This is a genomic window from Saccharopolyspora shandongensis, assembly GCF_900106995.1.
In the GTDB taxonomy this organism is placed as follows: Bacteria; Actinomycetota; Actinomycetes; order Mycobacteriales; family Pseudonocardiaceae; genus Saccharopolyspora; species Saccharopolyspora shandongensis.
In genome coordinates, this window is record NZ_FNOK01000022.1 from 34,697 (window position 1) to 61,500 (window position 26,804).

22 protein-coding genes and 1 riboswitch are annotated in these 26,804 nt (G+C 70.2%); of the genes, 10 read left to right on the forward strand and 12 right to left on the reverse strand.

The genetic code is table 11. The features are described from left to right. Positions 1-119: 119 nt before the first annotated feature. Positions 120-279: riboswitch (cyclic di-AMP (ydaO/yuaA leader) on the forward strand. 1 nt (position 280) lies between these two features. Next, positions 281-910, forward strand: a complete 630-nt coding sequence (locus BLW84_RS23055) for a transglycosylase family protein (protein WP_093268598.1) — start codon at positions 281-283, stop codon at positions 908-910. 284 nt (positions 911-1,194) lie between these two features. Here BLW84_RS23055 and BLW84_RS23060 read toward each other — a convergent pair whose 3' ends face one another. After that, positions 1,195-2,025 carry an SDR family NAD(P)-dependent oxidoreductase gene (locus tag BLW84_RS23060; RefSeq protein ID WP_093268600.1) on the reverse strand — a complete coding sequence of 277 codons (831 nt, stop codon included), beginning with the start codon at positions 2,023-2,025 and terminating at the stop codon, positions 1,195-1,197. A gap of 113 nt (positions 2,026-2,138) precedes the next feature. Here BLW84_RS23060 and BLW84_RS23065 point away from each other — a divergent pair, with 113 nt between their 5' ends. After that, the gene (locus BLW84_RS23065; protein WP_093268603.1) at positions 2,139-2,741 is read left to right on the forward strand and encodes a TetR/AcrR family transcriptional regulator; all 603 of its coding nucleotides are present in this window, start codon (positions 2,139-2,141) and stop codon (positions 2,739-2,741) included. Positions 2,742-2,977: 236 nt separating this feature from the next. Here the strand turns inward: BLW84_RS23065 and BLW84_RS23070 are convergent, their stop codons facing one another. From BLW84_RS23070 to BLW84_RS23085, 4 genes are all read right to left on the reverse strand, one after another. Then, a complete protein-coding gene (locus tag BLW84_RS23070) occupies positions 2,978-3,892 on the reverse strand; it encodes a molybdenum cofactor biosynthesis protein MoaE (RefSeq protein WP_093268605.1) in 915 nt (304 codons plus the stop codon). Positions 3,893-4,305: 413 nt separating this feature from the next. Continuing rightward, complete coding sequence (gene moaC, locus BLW84_RS23075) at positions 4,306-4,779, reverse strand: cyclic pyranopterin monophosphate synthase MoaC (protein WP_093268608.1); 474 nt, start codon at positions 4,777-4,779, stop codon at positions 4,306-4,308. A gap of 85 nt (positions 4,780-4,864) precedes the next feature. After that, the gene (locus BLW84_RS23080) at positions 4,865-6,322 is read right to left on the reverse strand and encodes an NAD-dependent malic enzyme (RefSeq protein WP_093268611.1); all 1,458 of its coding nucleotides are present in this window, start codon (positions 6,320-6,322) and stop codon (positions 4,865-4,867) included. A 290-nt stretch (positions 6,323-6,612) separates the two neighbouring features. Then, a complete protein-coding gene (locus BLW84_RS23085; protein ID WP_218157436.1) occupies positions 6,613-6,816 on the reverse strand; it encodes a hypothetical protein in 204 nt (67 codons plus the stop codon). A gap of 373 nt (positions 6,817-7,189) precedes the next feature. On the opposite strand from BLW84_RS23085, the gene BLW84_RS23090 reads away from it, so the two are divergent. Then, on the forward strand, positions 7,190-9,442 hold the full coding sequence (locus BLW84_RS23090) for a helicase-associated domain-containing protein (protein ID WP_093268616.1): 2,253 nt from the start codon (positions 7,190-7,192) through the stop codon (positions 9,440-9,442). Between the two features lie 137 nt (positions 9,443-9,579). Continuing rightward, the gene (locus BLW84_RS23095) at positions 9,580-10,011 is read left to right on the forward strand and encodes a PPOX class F420-dependent oxidoreductase (protein ID WP_093268618.1); all 432 of its coding nucleotides are present in this window, start codon (positions 9,580-9,582) and stop codon (positions 10,009-10,011) included. A 311-nt stretch (positions 10,012-10,322) separates the two neighbouring features. Here BLW84_RS23095 and BLW84_RS23100 read toward each other — a convergent pair whose 3' ends face one another. From BLW84_RS23100 to BLW84_RS23115, 4 genes are read right to left on the reverse strand one after another with little or no spacing between them, the layout of a single operon-like run. Then, a complete protein-coding gene (locus tag BLW84_RS23100) occupies positions 10,323-10,919 on the reverse strand; it encodes a GTP-binding protein (RefSeq protein ID WP_093268621.1) in 597 nt (198 codons plus the stop codon). Beyond that, positions 10,900-11,643, reverse strand: a complete 744-nt coding sequence (locus BLW84_RS23105) for a DUF742 domain-containing protein (RefSeq protein WP_093268625.1) — start codon at positions 11,641-11,643, stop codon at positions 10,900-10,902. Before BLW84_RS23105 ends, BLW84_RS23100 begins: the two co-directional genes overlap by 20 nt. A gap of 32 nt (positions 11,644-11,675) precedes the next feature. Continuing rightward, positions 11,676-12,107 (reverse strand): roadblock/LC7 domain-containing protein, encoded by a 432-nt coding sequence (locus BLW84_RS23110; RefSeq protein ID WP_093268627.1) that lies wholly within the window; start codon positions 12,105-12,107, stop codon positions 11,676-11,678. After that, positions 12,104-15,352 (reverse strand): sensor histidine kinase, encoded by a 3,249-nt coding sequence (locus tag BLW84_RS23115; protein ID WP_245761323.1) that lies wholly within the window; start codon positions 15,350-15,352, stop codon positions 12,104-12,106. The genes BLW84_RS23110 and BLW84_RS23115 overlap by 4 nt, the downstream gene beginning before the upstream one ends. Before the next feature lie 612 nt (positions 15,353-15,964). Here BLW84_RS23115 and BLW84_RS23120 point away from each other — a divergent pair. From BLW84_RS23120 to BLW84_RS23140, 5 genes are all read left to right on the forward strand, one after another. After that, complete coding sequence (locus tag BLW84_RS23120) at positions 15,965-16,984, forward strand: ABC transporter substrate-binding protein (protein WP_093268633.1); 1,020 nt, start codon at positions 15,965-15,967, stop codon at positions 16,982-16,984. Between the two features lie 491 nt (positions 16,985-17,475). Then, entirely contained in the window at positions 17,476-18,489 is a 1,014-nt protein-coding gene (locus tag BLW84_RS23125) for an ABC transporter substrate-binding protein (protein WP_245761324.1), read from the forward strand. Positions 18,490-18,499: 10 nt separating this feature from the next. Then, positions 18,500-19,267 (forward strand): ABC transporter permease, encoded by a 768-nt coding sequence (locus BLW84_RS23130; RefSeq protein WP_093268639.1) that lies wholly within the window; start codon positions 18,500-18,502, stop codon positions 19,265-19,267. Further along, positions 19,264-20,064 carry an ABC transporter permease gene (locus BLW84_RS23135; RefSeq protein WP_093268827.1) on the forward strand — a complete coding sequence of 267 codons (801 nt, stop codon included), beginning with the start codon at positions 19,264-19,266 and terminating at the stop codon, positions 20,062-20,064. Before BLW84_RS23130 ends, BLW84_RS23135 begins: the two co-directional genes overlap by 4 nt. 24 nt (positions 20,065-20,088) lie before the next feature. Then, positions 20,089-20,970 carry an ABC transporter ATP-binding protein gene (locus BLW84_RS23140; RefSeq protein WP_093268829.1) on the forward strand — a complete coding sequence of 294 codons (882 nt, stop codon included), beginning with the start codon at positions 20,089-20,091 and terminating at the stop codon, positions 20,968-20,970. A 165-nt stretch (positions 20,971-21,135) separates the two neighbouring features. Here BLW84_RS23140 and mdlC read toward each other — a convergent pair whose 3' ends face one another. The 3 genes from mdlC to BLW84_RS23155 form a co-directional block, all read right to left on the reverse strand. Further along, positions 21,136-22,731, reverse strand: coding sequence for a benzoylformate decarboxylase (gene mdlC, locus BLW84_RS23145; RefSeq protein WP_093268642.1), 1,596 nt, complete (start codon positions 22,729-22,731; stop codon positions 21,136-21,138). Between the two features lie 95 nt (positions 22,732-22,826). Then, positions 22,827-23,327, reverse strand: a complete 501-nt coding sequence (locus BLW84_RS23150) for an LppU/SCO3897 family protein (RefSeq protein ID WP_093268646.1) — start codon at positions 23,325-23,327, stop codon at positions 22,827-22,829. A gap of 356 nt (positions 23,328-23,683) precedes the next feature. Further along, positions 23,684-24,445, reverse strand: coding sequence for a hypothetical protein (locus tag BLW84_RS23155; protein WP_093268649.1), 762 nt, complete (start codon positions 24,443-24,445; stop codon positions 23,684-23,686). Between the two features lie 468 nt (positions 24,446-24,913). On the opposite strand from BLW84_RS23155, the gene BLW84_RS23160 reads away from it, so the two are divergent. Next, complete coding sequence (locus BLW84_RS23160; RefSeq protein ID WP_093268651.1) at positions 24,914-26,575, forward strand: DNA repair helicase XPB; 1,662 nt, start codon at positions 24,914-24,916, stop codon at positions 26,573-26,575. The last annotated feature ends 229 nt before the right edge of the window (positions 26,576-26,804 follow it).

Below are 26,804 nucleotides of genomic sequence, written 5' to 3' on the forward strand. Positions count from 1 at the left end.
CCAGCGTCACATGATCTCAGGTTTCCGATCTCCCCGATGGTTACGTAGTGTCGCTCCTCGGTCGGCCCCGAACCGATCAGCAAGGAGCGGAAGCTCGCAGCGCCGAACCCTGTCCGGCGGGCTTCCAGACCCCGAAACGAAAAAACCGGACAGGGGCGGGGGACCCAACACCCGGGCTCCCCGAAGCCCTAGGGGTGAAGCCGGCTCCCCCGAGCCGGCCGGGCTGCCTCTCAGCCCGAACCCGACAGCTGACCTCGCAGGCGCGGCAGGAGAGAGGAACATGGCTCGCTATCTAGGCAAGCACCGCAAACCTTCCAGTACCGGCCGTACCCTGGCCCGCGTCGCCGTCGCCGGCGCGGTGGTCGCCACCCCGATGGCGATCGCCGCCCCCGCCAACGCGGCCCCGAACTGGGACAAGCTCGCCCAGTGCGAGAGCAGCGGCAACTGGAGCATCAACAGCGGCAACGGCTACTACGGCGGACTCCAGTTCAGCGCGTCCACCTGGGCCGCCTACGGCGGCACCCAGTACGCCGGCAGCGCGCACCAGGCGACCCGAGAGCAGCAGATCTCCGTCGCCGAGAAGGTCCTCGCCTCGCAGGGCGCCAACGCGTGGCCGGGCTGCACCGCCAAGCTGAACTGGACCAGCGGCGGCACCAAGGTCGCCACCAAGGTGACCACGCCGAAGCAGGTCACCACGCCGAAGAAGACCACCACGCCGAAGGTCAAGACCGAGGCACCGAAGCCGACGGTGAAGACCAACGGCGCGGACTACACGGTCCAGCTCGGTGACACGCTGAGCAAGATCGGCGAGCAGTTCGGCGTGAGCTACCACAACATCGCGCAGCGCAACTCGAACATCATCAGCGACCCGAACCTGATCTTCCCGGGCCAGCAGCTCGACATCAAGTGATCTGGTCGGCCGGCTGAGCCGGCCGGCGAGGAGTACGTGTCGTACCCCCGACACGGCACGTGCTCCGCACCTCTCGGAACCCCCACCGCACCCCCCAGCGGCGGGGGTTCCGTCTTTTCAACGAATGGAGGGGCTCGTTCTGCGTAGCGGTGCGGGTAGGTGGGCTGAGCGGCTGCGCCGCTTCAAGGACAAAGTCCGCCCTACCGCAGTCCACATGCATCCAGAGCAGCCTCTGCATCAGCCGAGAAGACTTGCGCCTCCGGTCTTGCCCGGGGCACTTCCGCCTACTCGGCCTTGCGGCTGAGGGACTCCCACTTGGCCAGCTCCGCCGTCATGGCCTTGGTCATCCCGTCGACCATGTCGTAGGCCGCCGATCCCAGGATCAGGCGCTTCGGCGGCTCTTCCATGGCCACCACCTGGAGCACCACCTCCGCCGCCTTCGCCGGGTCGAAGTCCTCCGACTCCGCCCACAGGCCGGCCAGCCACTCGCGCAGCGGCGCGTAGGCCTCGTGCTCGGTCGTCTGCGTCAGGCCGCGGGTGAACAGGTCGGTCTGGTAGCCGCCCGGCTGCAGGATCGTCACCTTGATCCCGAACCGCTCGACCTCCATCTGCAGCGCCTCGCTCATCGAGTCCAGCGCCGCCTTGCCCGCGCTGTACATGCCGGTCGCCGCGAAGCCGCCGGCCGAGCCCATCGAGGACACCTGCAGGATGTGACCCGAGCCCTGCGCCCGCAGATGCGGGACGACGGCCTGGCTCACCCACAGCGCGCCGAAGAAGTTGGTGTCCAGGTGGGCCCTCGCCAGCTCCTCGGTGACCTCCTCGACCATGCCGAGCACGACGCCGCCGGCGTTGTTCACGACGACGTCCAGGCGGCCGAAGGCCGCGATCGCCCGCTCGACGCCCGCGAAGACGGCGTCGCGGTCGGCGACGTCGAGCGGGAACGCGACCAGGCGGCCGTCGGAGGCGGCGACGAGCTCCTCCAGCGGCGCGATGTCGCGGGCGACGCCGACCACCTGATCGCCCGCCGCCAGCGCGGCTTCGGCGAACGCCCGCCCGAGGCCGCGGGAGGCGCCGGTGATGAACCAGGTGCGGGGTTCGGTGGATGCGTGTTGCACGGGCTCTCCTCACATTTCAGAGACGATACGTTCCGTCTCGTTGTTGCAGAGCATGCATCAGCTTCCGGACGGTTGTCAAGACGGACCGTCTCGTCGCGCGCTATCGTGTGGGCATGGCATCCCGGAAGACGCCGGACGCGACCCGCCGCAGCGAGCGGTCCCGGGTGGCGATCCTGACCGCCGCCCGCGAACTCATCGCCGAGGTCGGCTACGCCAAGCTGTCCATCGAGGCCATCGCCGCCCGCGCCGGAGTCGGCAAGCAGACGATCTACCGCTGGTGGCCGTCGAAGGGCGCGGTCGTCTTCGACTCCCTGCTGGTGCTCAGCGAAGGCGCGGACGGCGAGGGCATCGTGCTGCCGGACACCGGCGACATCGAGGCGGACCTCAAGACCGTGCTGCGCGCGACGGCGGCAGAGTTCGCCGACCCCGAGTTCGAGGCGCCGATCCGGGCGCTCAACAGCGAGATCATCAACGATGCCGAACTCGCCGCGATCTACCGCGAGAAGATGGCGGCGCCGGTGGAGGAAGCGAAGAAGCAGCGTCTGCGCAGCGCGCAGCGCGCGGGCCAGCTCGCGGCCGACGCGGACCTGGACCTGCTCCTGGAGGTGCTGTACGCCCCGCTGGCCCAGCGCTGGCTGCTGCGCTCCGGCCCGCTCGACGACGCCTTCGCCGACGCCCTGGTCGACGCGACGCTCCGCGCCTTCCGCCCGGAGTGACGAGGCCGCGGGGCGGCGATTTCGCGCGAAATCGGCGTCCTCGTGAGGGCTGGGCGGCGATTTCGCGCGAAATCGCCACGGTCTCAGGCGCGCCGGGGGCCCTCGGGATGAGCTGGGCGGAGCCGCTCTGGAACGACCCCTTGGGCGAAAATGGGCCCTGGTCGGCAGGTGTCGTGAGCGGGTTGGGGTGCTCTGGCGCCCCAAAGCGCTCACGGGCGTTCACCTGCCCAGCCGGCTCAGGGGCAGTTGACCCATTCTTCGGTGTTGTCCTCGAAGACCTGGCGCTTCCAGATCGGCAGCCGCCTCTTCACCTCGTCGACCAGCTCCGAACAGGCGCTGAACGCTTGCTTGCGGTGCTCCGCCGCCACCGCGCAGCCGAGCGCCACGTCGCCGATCTTGAGCAGGCCGATCCGGTGCGACACCGCGACGGCGCGCACTCCTTCGAAGCGCGCCGCGATGTCCTGGGCCACCTCGGCGATCACGTCGGACGCGCTGGGGTGCCCGACGTACTCCAGCTCGCGGACGCCGCGCCCGCCGTCGTGGTCGCGGACCACCCCGCCGAAGGTCACCACGGCGCCCGCCGCCCGGTGCTCCACCGACCTGGCCAGGTCGTCGACGTCGATCACCTGCTCGGTCACGTCGGCCCGCAGGACCTCCGCCGCCGCCCGGTTCGGCGCGGCGTGGTCGCCGCCGTGCAGCTGGTCGACGGCGTGGTCCAGGACCCCGTCCAGCACGCCGAGCCCGTCCTTGACGCCGCCGCGCGAGCCCGGCAGGTTCACGATCAGCGTCCGGCCGCTGACGCCGGCCAGCCCGCGGGAGAGCACCGCCGTCGGGACCTCCGGCAAGCCCGCCGAGCGGATCGCCTCCGCCAGTCCCGGAATCGGGTAGTCCAGGACCGCCGCCGTGACCTCGGGCGTGCGGTCGGTCGGGCTGATCCCGGTGCCGCCGGTGGTGATCACGACGTCCGCGCCGGCGGCGACCGCCCGGCGCAGCTCCTCGCCCACCGGGTCGCCGTCCGGCACCACGACGGGGTCCGGCACCTCGTAGCCGCGCCCGCGCAACCACTCGACGATCACCGGGCCGGTGCGGTCGGGGTAGACGCCGGCCGAAGCGCGGTTGGACGCGGCGATCACTCGCGCTGTCCTCGTCATGAAGACCTCCTGTGTGTTGGCGCCGGAGTCCGATCGGCGGCCGCAGGGCCATCTTCCGCGACCGACCGACACGGCCTCAAGCGCGCCCGCTCCGCGGCACCGCGCCGACCGCCCGCCCGCGATTTCCATTGAGCCTTTCTCAACCTGGTCAGCCCGCAGCCGCGAGCCGCAAAGCTGCACGTCGATGGGGTGCCGCATGCGCCGCAGGCGCATAACCCACCCACGACACCTGCACCGCCGCGGGTTCACGGCGCCTACCCCTCCGGGGTTCCCTCGGCGAGGACGGCCCTGACACCGTGGACATACATAAGTCAGGGCACCCACAGACCAGGGAGCCTCTGAGGTTCCGCCACCCGCACCGCCACGCGAACTGAGGTTGGAAAACCTCACTGAAACCGCGGATCCACGAGGGGTCAGCGGGTCCAGGTGCCGGTCTTGCCGCCTTCTTTGCGTTCCACCCGGACCTCGTCGAGGACAGCGGCCGGGTCCACCGCCTTGATCATGTCGTGCAGGGTGAGGCCGGCGCCCGCCACCGCGGTCAGCGCCTCCATCTCGACGCCGGTGCGGTCGGTGGTCTTCACCGTGGCGGTGATCCGCACCTCCGACTCGCCGAGCTCCAGCTCGACCTTGGCGCCCGAGATCGCGATCGGGTGGCACAGCGGGATGAGGTCCGGGGTCCGCTTCGCGGCCATGATCCCGGCGATCCGGGCGGTGGCGATCGCGTCGCCCTTCGGCAGCCCGTCACGGCGCAGCAGGGCGATCACCTCGGCCGTCGTGCGCACCACGCCGCTGGCGACCGCGACGCGAGCGGTGGGCTGCTTGCCGGAGACGTCGACCATGCGAGCGGCGCCCGCCTCGTCGACATGCGTGAGCTCGTCCTGCGCCATGCCCCGAGCCTAGTCCCCGCCCTCCGCGGCCCGAGAACACGAGTGCGGGGCGTCCCCGGCAGAGGACGCCCCGCACCTCGGTGGATCAGTAGTCGACGTCGTCGGCCATGGACCACGGCATGGAGGATCCGCCGCCGTTCGGCTCCGGGTCGCCGGCCTTCGACGCGATCGCCGCCTTCTTCACCGCTTCCGCGACCGCCGGGGCCACCGCCGAGTCGAACACGCTCGGCACGATGAACGAGGCGTTGAGCCGGTCCCCGTCCACGACGTCGGCGATCGCGTTCGACGCCGCGATCATCATCTCGTCGGTGATCTTGTGCGCGTGCGCGTCCAGCAGGCCGCGGAACACGCCCGGGAACGCCAGCACGTTGTTGATCTGGTTCGGGTAGTCGCTGCGGCCGGTCGCCACGATGGTGGCGTGCTTCTGCGCCTCCAGCGGGTCGATCTCCGGGTCCGGGTTGGCCAGCGCGAACACGATCGAATCGGTGTTCATCGTCGCCACGTCGTCCGCGGTGAGCAGGTTCGGCGCGGACACGCCGATGAACACGTCCGCCTCGCGCACCGCGTCGGAGAGCGTGCCGGTGCGGCCGTCCTTGTTGGTGCCCGCGGCGATGGACTGCAGGTTCGGGTCGGTGTCGCCGCGCCCGGTGTGCACGATGCCGTCGATGTCGACGGCGATGATGTCGGCCGGCTTCTTGTGCTGCAGCAGGCGGATGATCGCCGAACCGGCGGCGCCGACACCGCACACCACGATGCGGCAGTCGGCGATGTCCTTGTTCACCACGCGCAGCGCGTTGCGCAGCGCGCCCAGCACCACGATCGCGGTGCCGTGCTGGTCGTCGTGGAAGACCGGGATGTTCAGCTTCTCCCGCAGCCGGGCCTCGATCTCGAAGCAGCGCGGCGCGGCGATATCCTCGAGGTTGATGCCGCCGTAGACCGGGGCGATCAGCTCGACGGCGCGGATGATCTCCTCGGTGTCCTGGGTGTCCAGGCAGACCGGCCAGGCGTTGACGCCGGCGAACTTCTTGAACAGCGCGGCCTTGCCCTCCATCACCGGCAGCGCGGCCTCCGGGCCGATGTTGCCCAGGCCGAGCACGGCGGAACCGTCGGTGACCACCGCGACGGCGTTGCGCTTGATGGTCAGGCGGCGCGCGTCCTCGGGGTTTTCCGCGATCGCGGTGCAGACCCGGGCGACGCCGGGCGTGTACGCGCGGGAGAGGTCGTCGCGGTTGTTGAGCGCGACCCGCGAGTTGACCTCGATCTTGCCGCCGAGGTGCACCAGGAAGGTCCGGTCGGAGATCTTGCGGACCCGGACGCCGGGCAGCGTCCCGAGGACCTCGGCGAGGTCGTTGGCATGATCGGCCGACAGCGCGTTGCAGGTGATGTCGACGACGATGCGGTCGGCGTGCGACTCCACGACGTCGAACGCCGTGATGACGCCGCCCGCACGACCGATAGCGCTCGTCAGGTCGCCCGCCGCGGTCGTCGACGGCGGGGCCTCGACGCGAACGGTGATCGAATAACCCGGACCTGGAACCGGCATGGCACACCCCTGTCGAGCTGATCGGCTATGGACTTGGCGGGCGTCCGTCCTCGGGCGGCCCGGGGGCCGCAGCAGATCGCTCATCCGGGATGCAAGCCCTTCGGGCCCGCTAAGCGACCGGAACTTCACCCAGCACGAAAAAGCCTAAAACTTTCCCGAGTGTGAGCGACGTCCGGTCCCGTTACCGGCCGGTTCCCCTTGACAAAACCCGCCCCGAAGCGGCACGGCCACGACGGAGCGGGTCTACGGGCGATCGCCGATCCGCGCTGTGGCGGATGCCGGCAGGGGGGTCACTTGTTGATGCGCGTGACCGGGTGGACGTAGGGAACGGCGTCCTGGCGGAGCGGGAAGTTGCTGTCGCCGTACGGCGACAGCGCGCCCTGCAGGTCGGACAGGAGCTCGCTCACCGGGTGTTCGCCGTCGGCGACCTTCGGCCAAGACGGGTCAATGCGGTCCTTTTTGGTCTTGCCGGCCACGTCGTTCCTCCTGGGCATTCCGGCTACGGTGCACTTCCAGTTTGCCGGATCCGGCCCAGAACCTCATCCAAGGGTGCGCAGCGCAACGTTCGGCAGTGATTCTGTGCGACGGTGCAGGTGGCGGAACCTCAGGCGCCTTCTTCCGGGATCCCGACACACGTATGTCCAGTCGCGGTGCGGCTGTCCTCTCGAGAAGACACCTGAGAACCCGCGGCGGCGCAAGTTTCCAGGGTGGGCTGAACGGCTCCGCCGCTCGCGACGGCTTGGGCACGTGCGCCCCACAGCATCGCGGTTGCGGGTGCAGGCCCAGTGCGATGCATCTCTCACCGGGGCGCCCGCCCGGTATTCGAGACGCCCCGCCGCCGCTGCCCGGCTGGGTATCGTGGAGCCGATGTCATCACTGGCGGATTGGCTGCGGGAGCGCAGCGACGAACAGCTGGTCGCGCTGCTTCGCGCTCGGCCCGACCTCGCGACCCCGCCGCCGGCCGACACCTCGGTGCTGGCGACGCGGCTCGGCGTGCGCTCGTCGGTCGCGCGGGCCTGCGAGGACCTCGACTCCTTCGCCCTCGCCACGCTCGAAGCGCTGGTGCTGCTCGACGCCGATGGCGCGCCGGCGTCGCTGGACGCCGTCGCCGCGATGCTCGGCTCCGATGTCACGGTCGAGCGCGCCCGCCGGTCGGTCGCGCAGCTGCGCGACCTCGCGCTGGCTTGGGGCGAGGACGCGGAGCTCGCCGTGCCCTCGGCCGCGCGGGAGGCGCTGCCGACCTTCCCCGCCGGGCTCGGACGCCCGGCCGAAGACCTCACCGAGTCCGTCGCGGAGGCCGCGCTGGCCGAGCTCGGCGAGGAAGAGCGGCGGTTGGTCGAGAAGCTCGCGGGCGGAGCGCCGATCGGCCGCACCAAGGACGCGGCCCAGCAGGTTCCGCTGGAGCAGGCGACCAACCCGGTGCAACGGCTGCTCGCCAAGGGCCTGCTGCTGCGGCGCGACGCGGAGACCGTCGAGCTGCCGCGCCAGCTCGCGCTGGTCGTGCGCGGCGACCGGCCGATGGGCGCGGTCGAACCCGACGAGCCGATCCCGGACCTGGCGGGCTCCGATCAATCCACTGTGGACAAGACGGCCGGCGGCGCGGCGCTGGAACTGCTGCGGCACGTCGAAGGGCTGCTGAACGCCTGGGGCGAGGAGCCGCCGGACGTGCTGCGCTCCGGCGGCGTCGGGGTGCGCGACCTGCGCCGCACCGCCAAGGCCATCGAGGTCGACGAGAACCTCCTCGGCCTGCTCGTGGAGGTCGCGGTCGCGGCCAACCTCATCGCCAACAGCGAGGGCGCGGAACCGCAGTGGGTGCCGACCATCCAGTCCGACACCTGGCTGGCCTCGCCGCCCGAACAGCGTTGGGCCGCGCTGGCCCAGGCCTGGCTGGACCTGCCGCGCCTGCCGGGCCTGGTCGGTGCCCGCGACGAGAAGGACCGGCTGCTCAACCCGCTGTCCGAGGACCTGCGCCGGCCGCTCGCGCCGAAGGACCGCCGCCGCATCCTCGACTACCTCGACGAACTGCCCGGCGGGTACGGCGCCCGGCCGGACGACGTCGCCGCCGTGCTCGGCTGGCGCGCGCCGCGCCGCGGCGGTCGGCTGCGCGACGACCTGGTCCGTTGGACGCTCGCCGAAGCGACCTCTCTCGGTGTCGTGGCGCTGCACGCGCTGACCACCGCCGGACGCGTGCTGCTCGCCGACGGCGCCGCCGAAGCGGCCCGCCTGCTCGCCGACGCGCTGCCCGAACCGCTCGACCACGTCCTGGTGCAGGCCGACCTCACCATCGTCGCGCCGGGCCGCCTCGAACCCGACCTCGCGATCGAGATGAAGCTCATCGCGGACGTCGAATCCGCTGGCAGCGCAACGGTTTACCGCGTCGGCGACGGCAGCATCCGGCGCGCGCTCGACGCCGGCTACACCGCCGACGACCTGCACGCGCTGTTCCGGACCCGCTCGCGCACGCCGATCCCGCAGTCGCTGACCTACCTCATCGACGACGTCGCGCGCCGCCACGGCCGGCTCCGCGCGGGCACCGCCGCGGCCTTCCTGCGCTGCGACGATCCGTTGCTGCTGGCCGAAATCCTGGCCAAGCCCGAAGCCGAGGAACTCGAACTCCGCCGCATCGCGCCCACCGTGCTGGTCAGCCCGCTGCCGCTGGCCGACGTGGTCACCGTGCTGCGCGCGGCCGGGTTCGCGCCGGTCGCCGAAGGCCCGGACGGCAACGTGCTCGACCTCCGGGAGAGCGGGCGGCGCGTGCGCGGCAAGAGCCGCTCGGCCCCGCCGGCGGCGATCGCCGCGCCGAGCGCGGAGCAGCTCGGCGAGCTCGTGGCGCAGCTGCGAGCCGGCGACCGGGCGGGCACGGCGCGGCGCGGCAGCGCCGTGAGCCCCGAACGCGGGCGGCCGAGCGCCGAGGCGACGCTGCAGCTGCTGCGCGACGCGGCGCGTCAGCAGCGGAGCGTGTGGCTGGGATTCGTCGACACGCACGGAGTGCGGAGCCAGCGCGTGGTGCGGCCGGTGCGCGTCGGCGGCGGGATCCTGCAAGGCGTCGACACCAGCAGCGACGAGGTGGGCAACTTCCCGCTGCACCGAATCATGTCCGTCGCACTCGTCGAGGACTGATCTTCCCCTTGACCTCACACCGATGTGAAGGTCGATGATCGAGCGGTGACCACCAACCGTTCGAAGCCGAGTCTCCTGCGCGGGGACGATCGCGCGGCGATGATCGAGCGGTTCCGCAAGCTCTCGGAGGTTCGACCGTGACCACCACACCGTTCAACCCACACGCGCTGCTCGCGGAGAGCCGGCTCGGCGTGCTCGCGACGATCAAGTCGGACGGCCGCCCGCAGCTCTCCCCCGTCATGCCCTCCTACGACGAGGAGTCCGGGGTCATCCGCATCTCGACGAGGGCGGGGCTGGCCAAGACGGCGAACCTGCGCCGGGATCCGCGGGCCGCGCTGGAAGTCACCGGCCCCGACGGCTTCACGTGGGCCACCGCCGAGGGCACCGCGACGCTCACCGGGCCGGGCACCGATCCGCACGGCCCCGAGGTCGAGGCGCTGGTGGACTACTACCGCGAGGCCGCCGGGGAGCACCCGGACTGGGACGAGTACCGGTCGGTGATGGTGTCCGATCGAAGGGTGCTCATCACGATCGCGGTCGAGCGCGTGTACGGCGCCGAAATCCGCTGACAGCACGCCGAAAGCTCCGAGGCCAGAACTCGCGAGAACTCGTTCCGCGCACTGGTTCGCCCCCGCTGGCTGACGTGAGGTGAACGGCCCGTTCGCCTCGATAGGAGAGGTGAACGGCCCGTTCACCTCATCCGCCCGAGGCCGGTGGACACCGTTGGAGTTGAGGCGAACGGCCTGTTCGTCTCGATAGGCGAGGCGAACAGGCCGTTGACTCCACCGTCCGGAAGGCGCCGCCGCCCTACGGCGACCCCACTTGACGACATCCCGAACAGCCTCAGCCGCAGTCCAAGACGCTCACGAGCGCTGCGAGATCAGCGTGCCGTGGCCATGCGCTGGCGCATGGCGTGCTCCACCAGGGTGATCAGGGCGTGCTTGGTGGATTCGCGGTTCCGGGCGTCGCAGGTGATCATCGGGACCGAGGCGTCGATCGTCAACGCCTCCCGGATGTCCTCCTGGCGGTGGTGCATCACGCCGTCGAAGGTGTTCACCGCGATGATGTAGGGCAGGCCGCGGTCGTCGAAGAAGTCGATCGAGGCGAACGCGTCGGCCAGTCGCCGGGTGTCCACCAGCACCACCGCGCCGATCGCGCCGCGCACCAAGTCGTCCCACATGAACCAGAACCGGTGCTGCCCGGGCGTGCCGAACAGGTAGAGGATCAGGTCCGAATCAAGCGAAACCCGGCCGAAGTCCATCGCCACCGTGGTCGTGACCTTGCCCGGCGTCGCGCTGAGGTCGTCGACCCCGACGCTCGCCTCGGTCATGACCGCCTCGGTGGTCAACGGCACGATCTCGGACACCGAGCCGACGAAAGTCGTCTTCCCGACCCCGAAACCACCGGCGACCACGATCTTCGTCGAGGTCTTCTGGCCGGCCGCATTCGATCGGGGATCAGAGCCTGCGAAGCCCACTGAGCACCCTTTCCAAGAACTCCATGGACGGCCGATCACCCACGACCATGCCACTGTCATGAATCAGAACCAGGCCGGTGTCGGCCATGTCGCCGATCAGCACCCGAACCACGCCCAACGGCAGGCGCAGGTGCGCGGCCACCTCGGCCACCGAGCGAGCCTCCAGGCACAACTCGGAGATCGACCGGTGCTCGGACCTGGTCTGGGTCGCCTGTGTGCGACCGCGTTCGCTGGTGGTCACCAGCGTCTCGATAGCAAGATCATAATCGGTGCGGGTGCGCCCGCGCGTGCGGGCGTACGGCCGCACCAACGACCCGCCGTCGAAGCCGTCGGACTCCTCCGGGTCGATGGCCGGGATCGCCGGCATCGACCCCGAAATCGACGGCATGGACTGCGAAATCGCTGACATCGGCTGGGAAATCGACGGCATCGACTGGGAAATCGGCGACATCGACTGCGAGATCGACGGCATCGACACCGAAGGCGGCCCGCCGTCGGCCGGCCTGGGGGGACCAGCGACCTCGGGCACCGAGTTGTAGCTGGAGCCGAACAGGTCCGCGCCCGGGCCGCCGAACAGCGCTCGGTCGTACCCGCCGATCGACTCGCCGCCCTGTCCGGCGGCGCCGTCGTCGACGAAGTCGTCCTGCCAGGAATCGGCGCTCAGCCGCTTGTTGTAGAGGCGGAACAGGTCACCGTCCCAGCTGGGCTCGGAACCGGTGTTCATGGCGAGCTCCCCTCAGCGTTCCGCAACCGGACTCACCGGCGAACCATGCCTTGCAGCTGCGCCCGCAGTTCCGGCGTGAGCTGCCGGCCGACCCGCTCCACCAGCAAGGTCATCTCGTAGGCGACCAAGCCGATGTCGGCGTTCGGCGCGGCCAGCACCGCGAGGCAGGAACCGTCGCTGATGGACATCAGGAACAGGTAGCCCTGCTCCATCTCGACCACGGTCTGGGTGACCTCACCGGCTTCGAAGCAGCGCGCTGCGCCCTGCGTGAGGCTGACCAGCCCGGAGGCGACAGCGGACAACTGCTCGGCTCGGTCCCGCGGCAAACCCTGGGACCCGGCGAGCAGCAGGCCATCCGCGGAGACGACCACCGAGTGCGCCACGCCGGGGACGCGACGCACGAAGTCGGTGATCAGCCAGCTGAAGCTGTTGCTGCTCGTCGGTTGCTGCACGGACCCGTTCACTCCTGCTCCTCGGGACGGCTCGGATTCGAGCGGGGTGTTTCGGTGGAAACCGGTTCGGCCTTGGAATGCCTACCGCGTGTGACACCCTGCTGGAAGTTCGCCATCCGGCCGCGCACGGCGTCTGCCGAACGCGGGGTGGCGGGCTTGCGGCGGGGGGTCTGCGGGGTGCGCGGTGCGGCGGAGCCGGGCACCAGGTTCGTCTTGGGCACGCGCTTGGGCAGCCCGGCGGAGGTGGTCTCCTGGACCTGCTGGGTCTGCAGCAGCGCCTCGGCGGCCCGCCAGCCGTCGTCGGCCGAACCCCAGCCGGGATCCGGGGTTTTGGTGCGCGGCACCTCGTCGACGACGGTTTCTTCCAGAATGCTGGGCTGCTCCGGCTCGACCGGCGCTTCGGCCGGGACCGGGGCCGGCGGCGCGGCCGGGGTCGCCGACGCAGCCGCGGAATCGTCCACATCGGACTCGCGGAACCACTGCGAGAGCACGGCTTCGTAGATAGGCAGACGTTGAGTCGGCGCGTCGTCCATGTCCCAGGCGGCCCCTCTCGGCTCGTCGTCGGCGAACGCCGGCGCCTGGCCGTCGGTGCCTTCGACTGGGCCGCCCCCTCGGGCCCAGGACACCGAGGCCGGCTCCTGCCGGGTTCCGTTGTCCGTTGCGCCATCGGAGTCCGCGGTGCCGAAGAGGCCACCGCTCAAGCCTGATCCGTTCAGTCCGCTGCCGTTGTACGCCGGTTCGAACGGCTCGGCGGCCGGGAATTCGGCCGGCACGAAGTTGGCCGTCTTCTCCGCCTCGAACGGGCTGTGGAACAGGTCCGCCGGCCCGGTGGGCTCGACAGGTGCCCCGCACTGTCCGTCGTGGGAATCCGCGAACCGGTCCCCGGTGCTCTCCTCGCTCGGCCACTGCTCGGCGTGGACGTCGTCCGCGGGCGCCTTCGACGCGTCGTCCCACTCCGGAACGTCGGTGGCGCCGAAGGAATCGCCGCTGGACACCGTCACCGAGTACTGGGTCGACAGCTCGGTGTCGTCGACGTCCGGTTCGTCTTCCTGCTGCGGCATCGGCGTGAACGCGGTGGCCTGCTCGATGCCGGCCAGCGACGGCAGCGGCGCGCGCTCGGTGGGCGGGTCGATCCCGCGGTCGGAACCGGCGGCGCGGCCGCCGAAGGCCGCGGCCAGCCCGAGGTGCGTGCCGGTCTCGCTGAACTCCTGGCGCCGCTCCTCGGCGAGCGCCGCGCGCGGCACGTCGGGCATCGGCTTCGGGCCGTCCGGCGTCAGCTGGACGACGAGCTCGCCGGCCAGGTGCACCGTCGCGGTGACGCCGCCTTCCAGGTTGTCGTTGTTGTGCAGCTCGACCCGGATGTCGTGGCGCCGGGACAGCTGCCCGACCACGAACAGACCCATCCGGCGGGACACCGCGACGTCGATCTCCGGCGGCCGGGTGAGCCGGTCGTTGATCTCGTCGATCTCGCTGGCGTCGATGCCCACGCCGCGGTCGCGGATCTCGATGACGAGTTCCTGCCTGCGGTAGGCGGTCCGGACGGTGACCTCGGTGTCCGGGTTGGAGAACACCGTGGCGTTCTCCAACAGCTCGGCGACCAGGTGCACGAAGTCGTTGACCACGCGGCCCTGGATGGCCAGGTCGGGCGCGTCGACCACGGCGACCCGCGCGTACTGCTCGACCTCGGACACCGCGGCGCCGAGCACCTCGTTGAGCGGCACCGGGCGCATCATCCGGCGGGTCAGGTCGGTGCCGCCGAGGATCAGCAGGTTCTCGTTGTTCCGGCGCATGCGGGTCGCCAGGTGGTCCAGCTCGAACAGGCTGCTCAGCTGGTCCGGGTCCTGCTCGTCCTGCTCCAGCCGGTCGATCAGGGCCAGCTGCCGCTGCACCAGGGTCTGGCTGCGGCGCGCCAGGTTGACGAACAGGTCGTTGACGTTGGTGCGCAGCAGCGCCTGCTCGGCGGCCAGCCGCAGCGCCTGCTGGTGCACCGCGTCGAAGGTGCGGGCCACCTGCCCGATCTCCTCGCTGGAGTGCACCGGCACCGGCGGCACCGTGATCTGAGTGGCGGCGCTCGGGTTCTCGTTCACCTTCTCGATCGCTTCGGGCAGGCTCTTCTGCGCGATCTCCAGGGCCCCGTAGCGGAGGGTGCGCAGCGGCCGCAGCATCGAGCGCGCGATGTAGGCCGCGACGCCGAAGGCGACCAGCAGCAGCAGCAACAGCAGCGCCGAGTCGCGGACCACCGACCACCAGGCGGAATCGGCGAGCTCGGTGGCGTCGTCGTGGAAGTCGGCGAGCACCGAGTCCTCCACCGAGCGGACCAGGTCGGTGCGCTTGCCCGACTGCGTGCCCCACTCCAGCGGGTTGATGCCCAGCGACTGCTGCTTGCGGTCGGCCGCGATCAGCGCGCTCTGCTCGATCTGCTCCGAGTCGTCCACCTCGGCGCCGGCGACACGCGCCGAGTAGAGGGCGCGCTGTTCGGGCGTGGCGGCGTTCTCGAACTCTGCGTAGGCGGCCTCGAAGCGGGCGTTCGCGGCGCGGACCGCGTCGGTCTGCCCGGTGAGGAAGCGGTTGAGCAGCCCGGCGCTGAGCAGGATCGAGCGCTGCTGGGCCAGCTGCTCCTTGGCCCGGCCGAGCGCCTCGGCGGCCCGGGCGGTCTGGCTGACCTGGGTGTTGACCGCAGAGGTCGCGATCATCCGGTTGATCTGCAGCAGGTTGTCGAGCACCGAGTTGTAGGCGACCAACGTCTGCGGGCCGGTGAACCGGTCGTTGATGGTGGCGCGCAGGGCGCTGAGGCTGTCGAGCCGGTGGGTCGCGCTCTGGTAGGCGCTGCGGACCTCCGGCGAGAAGTCCACCACCCGGTCGTCGTAGGCGCGGAGCTGCTGGACCGCGGCGTCGACGCGCTGACCCTGCGCGGCGTAGTCGGCGCCCGCGTTGCCGCCGTTGGCGGTGGTGAACACGATCGCGAAGTCACGCTCGCGCTGCAGCTCGTGCGTCAGGTTCGAGGCCTGCTGGCCGAGTTCGACCTGCTCGACGATGGTGTTCAGCCGGGACTGGGTGGCGAGGCCGTCGTACACCCGGATACCGCCGACGCCGAGCGCGGCCAAGGTCGGGACGAGCAGGACGGCGGCCATCTTGTACCGGAGGCGCCAGTTGCGCAGCCACCACGTCTTGGACCGGCCAGCCGGTTCGGTGGCTGCGTCGGCTCCGGTAGCGGGGTCGTTGTTGAGCATCCCTGTTTCCTGCGCTGCGGCGGACATGTGCGGCACCGCCACGGCTAGCTGCCTCTCCGCGCCGCGACAGTGTTGATCCTCGTGCTGGGAACGTGCCCGCGATCCGACGCGGCGGCGCCAGGTACCCACAAGCGGGTCGGTGGTTCTCCGGCTCGCGCCAAATCCCCAGCGACCCAGACTCTGTCAGCCCGGCTTGCCATCACACTCCCTGGTCACAACGTGCATCCCCCGAAGCAGAGGCCAGTCACCTCGACGGGCGAGACTATACTTAACTGGCCGTCACAAGTCAGGCCCCCAGAGAGAGAGTTCATCACTCGGGAGAGTGGTATGACCAACACTGGGCCATCCGTGTGACCTGTGCCTAGTTACGCCCAGTTGTCGGGCTTAGTTCAACGTTCTACAGTTCATGGGCACCCGCACCCCGCCACAGCCCGGGAGACGTAAAACTTCGCACAAGGGCCGAAACACCCCCGGCGCACGCGACCGGCGGGGCTCGCCCGATTCGTGGCTCAGTCCACTGTGCACCTGCGCTCCTCCCGGACTTCTCGAGGGGTGAACTTCGCGCCGTCTCGGCAAAGCTGCGCCACCGACACCGCCGCAGCCGCCGCTCCACGTCGCACCCAATGCAAGGAGGAACAGATGAGCCCCGCCCTCGCCCACCGCTCCCTGCCACGCAGGAGTCTGCTGAAGCTCGCTGGCGGCGCCGTCACCGCTGGTGCGCTGCTGGGCACGAGCGGCTGCGGACTCCTCGGTGGATCGCAGGCGGAAAGCGGCGGAAACGGGCTGGTGGAAAAGGCGAACCTCCGCGTCGGCGCCCTGCCGATCAACGACCTCGCCCCGCTGCACCTGGCCGTCCGCAACGGCTACTTCCAGCAGGAGGGCCTGACGGTCGAGATCGTCACCGCCCCGGACGGCAGCGCCGCGCTGAACAGCACCATCGGCGGCGACTACGACATCACCTACAGCAGCTACGTACCGTTCTTCCAGGCGCAAGCCAAGGGCATCGCGGACCTGAAGATCGTCGCGGACTGCGCGTCGGCCACGTCGAACACGACCATGATCATGACCTCGCCGGGCTCCAAGGTCCACCTGCCGCAGGACCTGGCGGGCAAGAAGATCGCGATCAGCGGCCCGAACACCATCACCGAGCTGCTGGTCAAGGCCACCATGCACGCCCACGGCGTGGACTACAGCAAGGTGCAGCTGGCGCCGATCCCGTTCATCAACATGCCCGCCGCGCTGCAGCAGGGCCAGGTCGACGCCGCCATCGTCACCGAGCCCTTCCTCACCCTGGCCGCCCGCAACAGCGGCGCCGTGCCGGTGGTGGACACCGCCACCGGTCCGCTGGAGGACCTGCCGCTGACCGGCTACGGGGCGACCGCGAAGTTCTGCCAGGAGAACCCGAAGACCGTCGCGGCGTTCCAGCGTGCCTTGGACCGCGCCGTCGCCGAGGCGCAGGACCGCAGCAAGATCGAGCCGCTGCTGCCGGAATTCGCCAAGATCGACAGGGACACCGCGGCGATCATCACGCTGCTGAAGTTCAACTCGCGCGCCGACGCCACCCGCCTGCAGCGGGTGCCGCGCCTGATGAAGGATTTCGGCTTCATCACCGCCGACCTGGACGTCGCCAGCATGATCGCGACGCCGCCGCAGGCCTGACGTTCTCGCTGGTCCCGCCGCCGCGAGCGGCTCGGATCGCCGCGGCGGTCCGGAACGCTCGCGCCCGGCGGGCTCGCCGTTGGTCCAGACGACATTTCTCGTTCGCTCGAATTGCCCAGCGCTATTCAGCTCACCGTCACAATTCGCCGCCGGCCATGACCTGAGTGGCGTGAATCACCCAGCGCATGTGAGTGACTCGCGACAACGAGCTAATTACACCTGGTTGTCGCATGTGATCCGACCTTCTACAGTTCGGGAACCAAGACCCGCCACCGCACCGGGAGAAACGACGCACCGCCGCCGGGACGCGGCACCACCGTGCCCGGAGTCGTTGCTCACCAGCACTTCCTCCCGGGTCACCATCGCGACGAGACCGGCCACCCCGCACCAGAAACACCCCGTGGCAACGGAATCGACGCCGACCCGTACCGCTCCCGGCGCAGGGCACAACGGAACACCGCGCACCGCACCCCGATGCCAGGAGGATCCAGATGAGTCCCCTTCCCCGCGCCCTTCCACGCCGCAACCTGTTGAAACTCGCCGGCGGGATGGTCACGGCAGGCGCCCTGATGGGCACCAGCGGTTGCGGACTCCTGGGCGGTTCAGAGGAGCAGAAGGGCGGCAACGCGCAGGTGGAGAAGGCGCACCTGCGGATCGGCGGGCTGCCCACCAGCGAACTCGCGCCGCTGCACCTGGCGGCGAAGAACGGCCACTTCCAGCGGGAGGGCCTCACCGTCGAGATCATCAACGCGCCCGACGGCGCCACCGCGCTGAACAGCACCATCGGCGGCGACTACGACATCACCTTCAGCAGCTACGTGCCCATCTTCGCCGCCCAGGCCAAGGGCATCGCACAGCTGAAGATCGTCGCGGACTGCGCGTCGAGCAATCCGAACACCTGCATGATCATGGCGTCGCCGGAGTCCAGCGTCCGCACGCCGCAGGACCTGGCCGACAAGCGGATCGCGATCAGCGGCAGCGGCACCATCTCCGAACTCCTGGTCAAGGCATCGATGAAGGCCAACGGCGTGGACTACGACGGCGTCCAGTGGATGCCGCTGGGGTTCATCAACATGCCCAACGCGCTGCGCACCAACCAGGTCGACGCGGCGTTCGTGGTCGAGCCGTTCCTGACGCTGTCCGCCCGCGACGCGGGCGCCGTCCCGGTGGTGGACACCGTCACCGGGCCGCTGGAGGACCTGCCGCTGGGCGGCTACGTGTCGGCGGCCAAGTTCGCCGAGGAGAACCCCAAGACCGTGGCGGCGTTCCAGCGCGCCATGGACTCCGCCGTCACCGAGGCGCAGGACCGCAGCAAGATCGAACCGCTGCTGCCCGAATTCGCCAAGATCGACAAGGAGACTGCGGCGATCATCACGCTGCTGAAGATGAATTCCCGCGCCGACGCCACCCGCTTGCAGCGCATTCCGCGGCTGATGCTGGAATTCGGTTACATCGACAAGGAAATCGACGTGGCGAGCATGATCTTCGCGCCGCCGCAGAGCTGAACTCGGGGAAATGACGAAAACACTCCGGGGATTGGTCGGCCTGGTGGGCTTCCTGATTCTGTGGGAAGCCTTCAGCCGGTCCGAAATCGTCCCCCAGCAATACTTTCCGCCACCGTCCACAGTGCTCGCCCAGTTCGCCGAACTGCTCGGCGATAGCGGCTTCCTCCTCGACCTGATCGCCACCGTGCTGGCCTGGGCGATCGCGCTGGGCATCTCCATCGCCATCGCGGTGCCCGCCGGGCTGCTGCTCGGCAGCGTGCGCTGGATCCGGGTCGCGACCCGGGCGATCATCGAGTTCCTCCGGCCGATCCCGTCGGTGGCGCTGATCCCGCTGGCGATCGTGCTGGTCGGCGCGGGGCCGGAAACCAAGATCACGCTCGCGGTCTACGCCGCGGTGTGGCCGATCCTGTTCAACACCATCTACGCGTTGGACGAGATCGACCCGGTGATGGTGGACACCGCGCGCTCCTTCGGGCTGGGCCGGGGCCGGATCATGTTCACGGTGGCGCTGCCGAACGCGGCGCCGTTCGTGCTCACCGGCATCCGGATGTCCGCCGCGGTGGCGCTGATCCTGGTGGTCAGCACCGAGTTCCTGGCCGGCGGCGGCAGCGGCCTCGGCAGCTTCGTGCTCGACGCGAGCACCGGCGCCGGGCGGATGGACCTGGTGCTGGCCGGGACGCTGGTGGCGGGGATCGTCGGCTACCTCATCAACGAGGTGCTGGAACAGGTGCACAAGCGCGGCCTCCGGTGGAGCGCGGTCGATCGGGAGGCGGCGTGATCAAGATGCGCGGATTCCTGCAGCGCTGGGTGGTGTTCATCGGCGCGATCGTGGCCTGGGAGCTGCTCACCCGCGCCGCGCAGAGCCCGTTCTTCCCGACCCCGACCACGATCGTCGGCACGGCCGCGGAGAAGTGGTTCAGCGGGCCGGCGTCGTCGCTGTTCCTGACCGACGAGGCGTTCTCCGACCTGCTGGCCAGCCTCGGGCGGATCGCCGCGGGCTGGGTCATCGCCGTGGTGCTCGGCGTCGCGCTGGGCACCCTGCTCGGCCGCTCCCGCACCGCGCTGGACTACTTCGGGCCGCTGATGGCGTTCATGCGGGCCATCCCGCCGCCCGTGCTGGTGCCGGTCTTCCTGGTGCTGCTGGGCATCGGCACGCAGATGCAGATCACCGTGATCGTCTTCGGCGTGATGTGGCCGATCCTGCTGAACACCGTCGACGGGGTCCGCTCCGTCGACCAGGTCAAGGTGGACACCGCCCGCTCGTTCCGCATCCCGCGCGCGCACTGGATCTTCGGCGTGGTGCTGCCCGCGGCGACGCCGAAGATCTTCGCCGGGCTGCGGGTGAGCCTGTCGCTGGCGCTGGTGCTGATGGTCGTCTCCGAGCTAGTCGGCTCCACCAACGGCATCGGCTACCGGCTGATGTTCGACCAGCGGCAGTTCGACTTCCCCGCGATGTGGGCGGGCATCGTGCTCCTGGGCATCCTCGGATACCTGCTCAACACCCTGCTGCTCGTGGTGGAGCGCCGCGCGCTGAGCTGGCAACCCTCGCAGGCGCACCAAGTAGTCGGAGGCTGAACTTCCATGACTGAAACCAAGATCATGCTCGACGTCTCCGCGCTCGGGCACCGCTACGGCGGCGCAAACGGCCACCAGGCCATCGCCGACCTGACGTTCCAGGTGCGCACCGGCGAACTCGCCTGCATCGTCGGCCCGTCCGGTTGCGGCAAGTCCACCATGCTGCGCTCCATCTCCGGCCTGATCAAGCCGACCACCGGCGACGTCAAGCTGGGCGGCAACCCGGTGAACGGCGTGCCGGAGGACCTGGCCGTCGTGTTCCAGGACTACAGCCGGTCGCTGTTCCCCTGGCTGTCGGTGCGGTCCAACGTCGAGTTCCCGCTTCGCTCCAGGGGTTTGAGCAAGGCGGAGCGGCGCAGCCGGGCCGACGAGGTGCTCGAATGGGTCGGCCTGAGCGCGGCGGCCAAGAAGTACCCGTGGCAGCTCTCCGGCGGCATGCAGCAGCGCGTGTCGATCGCCCGGGCGCTGGCCTGCCGGCCGGCGCTGCTGCTGATGGACGAGCCGTTCGCCTCGGTGGACGCCCAGACCCGCTTCGAGCTGGAAGACCTGCTGCTGCGGGTCCGCAAGCAGTTCGACAGCACGGTCCTGCTGGTCACCCACGACATCGACGAGAGCATCTACCTGGCGGACCGGGTCTTCGTGCTCTCGAAGTCCCCGGCGTCGATCGTGGCGGACCTGGAGATCCCGCTCGGCGACGAGCGCGACCAGATCACGACCCGCGAGTCGGAGACGTTCGTCCACCTCCGCAGCGAGGTGGCCCGCCTCCTCGACGTCCGCAGCGCCCACGCCCCGGCGAAGGACGACGCCGCCCCGGCGGAGTCCGATGTGGACAACGCGGAGTCCACCGCGAAGCAGTGGGCCGAGGCGGAGAAGGCGGAGGCCGCGAAGGCCGACGCCCGCAACTGACGCAGCACGCGCGGAAAGGCGCCTCCCGCCGATCGATTCGGCCGGGGGCGCCCTTCGCGTTCACCCGCCGGTCCGATGTGGACCGGTGGTTCCGCTGGCCATGGCCCGTGTGCACTTTGTGTTGCTATAGCAGCACAAAGTGCACACGGGTCCTGAGCAGGCGGATCAGTACAGGTAGCGCTGGCCCGGGTCGACCTTGACGTGCAGCAGGGTCGGGCCGGTCTTGCCTGTGAACTCCTCGGCGAGCGCCGCGTCGAGTTCCGCAGGCGTCCGCACCAGCTTCGACGGGCAGCCCAGGCTGGTCGCCAGCGCGCCGAAGTCGATGCCGCCGAGCTCCACGCCCGGCAGCCTGTCGCCGCCCGCCGCCTCGCCCAGCACCGCCACCGCCGCGTACCGCGAGTTGTCCATGATCACGAACGTGACCGGCGCCTGCTCGCGGACCGCCGTCCACACCGACTGGATCCCGTACATGCTGGAGCCGTCGCCGATCAGCGCGACCGTGCGCCGCGACGGGTCCGCCATGGCCACCCCGACCGCCGCGCCGATGCCGTACCCGAGCGCGCCGGAGAACCCGGTGAAGAACCCGCCGTCGGTGGACCGGATCGGGAAGTGCTCGTGCAAGTCGTTGCGGTGGCTGGGAGTTTCCTCCACGACGGCCGCGTCCGCGGGCAGCACCCCGGCGATCGTGTCGAAGACGTAGGAAGCGGTCATCGGCGTCGACGCGGTCGGCTTGGCCGGTCGCGCGTAGCCCGCCGGCGCGCTCCGCCGCTGCGCCTCGACCTGGCCGTTGACCTCCCGCACCGAGTGCGCCAGCGTGCCCAGCACGCCGCTGCCCCACCGGGCCCTGGCGAGCACGTCCGGGTCGTCGTGCACCAGGAAGATCTCGGGCAGCGCGGCCTCGTTCTCGCCGCGGTACACGTGGTAGGTGAAAGCCGGCGCGCCCCACACGACGACGAGATCGTGCTTGGCGAGCTCCTCGCCGAGCAACCGCTGCTCGGGCTGCAGGAAACCGGCGAACTGCGGGTGATCCTCGGGGAACGAGCAGCGCGGCGACATCGGCGCCGCGTAAACCGCCGCCTGCGTCTTCTCCACCAGCTCCACCAGCTCCGCGACCACGCCGTCGGCGTCCACCGCCGGGCCGACGACGAACGCCGGGCGCTCGCAGCCGCGCAGCGCCTCGGCCAGACCGGCGACGGCCGCGGGGTCGGGGGCGAAGCCGGGAGTGCGCGAGCGCGCGGTCACCGGCACGCCGGGCTGATCCCAGTCGTCGGCCGGGATCGACACGAACACCGGGCCGTACGGCGGGGTCGTCGCCAGCTGGTAGGCGCGCACCAGGGCCGCGGGCACGTCCTCGGCGCGAGCCGGTTCGTAGCTCCACTTCACGTACGGCTTCGGGAAGGTCGCGGCGTCGGTGGCACCGAGGAAGGGCTCGTCGAACATCAGGGTGCGGGTCTGCTGCCCGGCCGTGATGATCATCGGCGTCCGGTTGCGGTAGGCGGTGAAGATCGCGCCCAGCGCGTGCCCTACACCGCCCGCGGAGTGCAGGTTGACCAGCACCGGTTCCCGGCAGGACTGCGCGTAGCCGTCGGCCATCGCGACCACCACTGATTCCTGCAGGCCCAACACGTAGCGGAAGTCGTCCGGCCATCCCGTCAGGAACGGCACCTCGGTCGTACCCGGGTTGCCGAACACGGTCGTCAGCCCGAGTTCCCGCATCAAACCCCGGGTGATGTCACGGACCGTACGGTCCTCGCTGCGCATCGAAGCCCTCCCTCATCGCGCGAACAACCCCGCTCACCTGCGAGGTTGCCCTGACACGACATCACAAGGATGGCCGCCGAACCAGATCGCCTTCGTCACTCTGCGGAAGGACCGGTGCACACCGTCCGCGCCGGTTCCGGATAAACGGTGTTCCGGACCGTCCCTGGTGGGCACGCCGCCGCGCCGGTGGTGTTCGAGGCCACGCCGGTGACGCGCTCGTTCGCACCGGGTTCGCCGCAGCGCGCCTTGATCTCGATGCCCGCCGCCGGAACGCGCAGGCAGTCGCCGACCACCACGTCCGGCACCAGGCACAGCCGCAGCCCGCTGTCGCGGCGGACCGTCGCGTACCCCGGCCGGCACCCCTCGGAGACCTCGGCGATCAGGAAGTCCGACTCGGCGCTGCCGCAGCCGACCTGCCGCCAGTCGGGATCCGCCGCGCCTACGTCGGTGATGTCCACGCAGTCCCCGGCCTCCGGCCGGTCGGCGCCGAGGGCGAAGTAGGCGCCGATGACGATGGCGAATCCGATGGCGAGCACGCCGACGTAGGCGACGCGCCCGACCACCTTTCCGGCCCGGCTGCGCGGCGGATGGCTCATGGACCCCTCCGGAAACGATCTTGCCGCGCAAACTTAGCGGAAATCGCCGTCCGACCACCGCCGATCAGCACAAATGGTCCGATTTACCCCGGTTTCGGGATGGGCTTGCGTGGCGGTGCGGGTGGCGGCCCCCCTGCGGGAGTTGCGGACGCCGCCCGGACTCCGGGATCCCGACTTGTGCATGACCGCGGTACGCAGCTTCGGGGGCTGGCCTCAGCAGGGCGGGCACAGCCTGAGAACCCACGGCGGTGCGAGCCGAGTCCCACACCGCATGCGGCCAACGCCGCGTCCTAAAAGGACTCCTCGGGAGGAATCCGAGAAGGTCGTGAGCGCGCAACGGCGCTCACGACCGATCACTACTGCACGTTGCCGAAGCAGACGGTGCGCTTCTCGAACACGTAGTAGCCCTCGCCCTCGGCGCACGCGGTCTTCGGGTCGGTGCTGTCGGCGACCTTGGTCACCTGGTCCTCGGCCTTGCTGCACTCGATCTTCAGCGGCACGCTGTCCTCCGCTTCGCTGAAGTTCGTCAGGCAGTCGCCCTGCTTGACGTCCAACTCGATGCAGTAGGTCTTGCCGCCGACGACGTTGGTGTAGTCGTCGAGGCAGAGGCTCCGGTTGTTGCCCGACACGACGTCGGTGATCTTGTAGTCCGAGTCCGCGGAACCGCAGTCCGCGGCGTTCATCTCGCCGCCCTTCTCGCTGACCAGCGAGACGCAGCTGCCGGCCGCGAACGTGCTGCCCGAGCTCTCGGTGGTGCTCTCGGTGATGCGTTCGGTGGTGCGCGTCGTGCTGCGTTCAGTGGTGGGCGCGGTGGTCGGGCCGGCTTCGTTCCGGCCGCCGCCGCTGTTGACCGCCAGCAGGATGATCGTCACCACGATGCCGATGACCACCACCGCGCCGACGCTGACCAGGCCGATGATCAGGCCGGTGCGGTTCTTCTTCGGCGGCATCGAAGGCGGCTGACTGCCCGCGACGTGGCGCCAGAAGTCGTCCGAGGCGTTCGGCGGCGGGTACTGGCCCGACGGGTACGACCCGGAGGGATAGGACCCCGGGGGGCCCGGCTGCGATCCGTACGGCCCGGACTGCGATCCGTACGGATCCTGCGGTGGATAACTCACTGCTCCTCCGTTTTTTGTGCGCAATGAGCAACTTAGCCGAGCCCACCCCGTCATTAGTGCCCGAACGGGCGACAACGCCGAGCACCGAACACGCCACGGATTCACCCGATCACCGTTCGCAGCGAACCCGCATCCGTCGCGCGGCGCTTCCAAAGTTCTTCCCAGAGACGCGGCCGAGACTCGACGACGTGCGATCGGAACAGCGCAGGACCAGAGCGGGAGACGCGCGATGGTGGCTGCTGGCGCTCAGCTCCGGCGCTGGGCCGGTTGGCCGGTCTCGGCGGCGCGCTGGCGCTGGTGCTGCAACTGGTGCTCATCGCCCGGGCGCCCTGGTTGGAACGACGGTCGCGCGGACGCCGAACTGCCCCGGCCGGGACGGTGGAATACTGGGTGCGGAGTCCGGCCGCCGCCACCGGCACCGCTGATCACCTGCGAAGAAGCCGTCCGACCCGAGGGAGCTGCGCACCCGTGACCGACGGACCCCTGATCGTCCAGTCCGACAAGACCCTGCTGCTCGAGGTCGATCACGACCTCGCCGACGATGCCCGCACCTCCATCGCGCCGTTCGCCGAGCTGGAACGCGCCCCGGAGCACGTGCACACCTACCGCATCACGCCGCTCGCGCTGTGGAACGCGCGCGCCGCCGGACACGACGCGGAACAGGTCGTGGATGCTCTGGTGCGCTTCTCGCGCTACCCGGTGCCGCAGCCGCTGCTGGTGGACATCGTCGAGACGATGGGCCGCTTCGGCCGCCTGCAGCTGGTCAACGACCCGGCGCACGGCCTGGTGCTGAACTCGCTGGACCGCGCGGTGCTGGAAGAGATCCTGCGGCACAAGAAGATCGCGCCGATGCTGGGCGCGCGCATCGACGACGACACCGTGGTGGTGCACCCCAGCGAGCGCGGGCGGCTCAAGCAGATGCTGCTGAAGGTCGGCTGGCCCGCCGAGGACCTGGCCGGCTACGTCGACGGCGAGGCGCACGCGATCGCGCTGCAGCAGGACGGCTGGACGCTGCGCGACTACCAGCAGCAGGCCGTGCAGTCGTTCTGGGCGGGCGGCTCGGGCGTCGTGGTGCTGCCATGCGGCGCGGGCAAGACGCTGGTCGGCGCGGCGGCGATGGCCGAGGCGCAGGCGACGACGTTGATCCTGGTCACCAACACCGTCGCCGGGCGGCAGTGGAAGCGCGAGCTGATCGAGCGGACCTCGCTGACCGAGGAGGAGATCGGCGAGTACTCCGGGGAGAAGAAGGAGATCCGGCCGGTCACCATCGCGACCTACCAGGTGATCACCCGCCGCTCCAAGGGCGAGTACAAGCACCTGGAGCTGTTCGACTCCCGCGACTGGGGGCTGGTGGTCTACGACGAGGTGCACCTGCTGCCCGCGCCGGTGTTCCGGATGACCGCCGACCTGCAGTCCCGGCGGCGCCTGGGGCTCACCGCGACGCTGGTCCGCGAGGACGGCCGCGAGGGCGACGTGTTCTCCCTGATCGGGCCCAAGCGCTACGACGCGCCGTGGAAGGACATCGAGGCGCAGGGCTGGATCGCGCCCGCCGAGTGCATCGAGGTCCGGGTGACGCTGACCGACAACGAGCGGCTGGAGTACGCCACGGCCGACGCCGACGAGCGCTACAAGATGTGCTCGACGGCGCGCACCAAGGCCCCGGTGGTCAAGGCGATCCTGGACCGGCACCCGGGCGAGCCCGCCCTGGTCATCGGCGCGTACCTGGACCAGCTGCACGAGCTGGGCGAGGCGCTGGACGCGCCGATCGTGGAGGGCTCGACGAAGAACAAGGAGCGCGAGGAGCTCTTCGACGCCTTCCGGCGCGGCGAGATCAGCCGGCTCGTGGTGTCGAAGGTCGCGAACTTCTCCATCGACCTGCCGGAGGCGTCGGTCGCCGTGCAGGTGTCCGGGACGTTCGGGTCGCGGCAGGAGGAGGCGCAGCGGCTCGGCCGGCTGCTGCGGCCGAAGGCCGACCGCAAGCAGGCGCACTTCTACTCGGTGGTGTCGCGGGACACCCTGGACACCGACTACGCGGCGCACCGGCAGCGCTTCCTCGCCGAGCAGGGCTACGCGTACAAGATCGTCGACGCCGATGACCTGCTCGGGCCGGCGATCCCGGACGTCGGGTGACGACAATTGGGGGACACACCCGGTCGGCTGTCATCCAAAAGTGTCCGAGCTCGACCCCGCAGCCGCTACCGTTGCGATGAACGCACGCAGCACCCGAATCGCAGGTCGTCCCGGGTCCGGGGTGCGCGGGCGCCAGGAGTAACGCAGGTGCGGGTGTCCCACGAGATGCTGGAGGTGGCATGAGCGAAACTTCGCCATTCCTCGCTCATGCGAGCCGGTCCGACGCGGG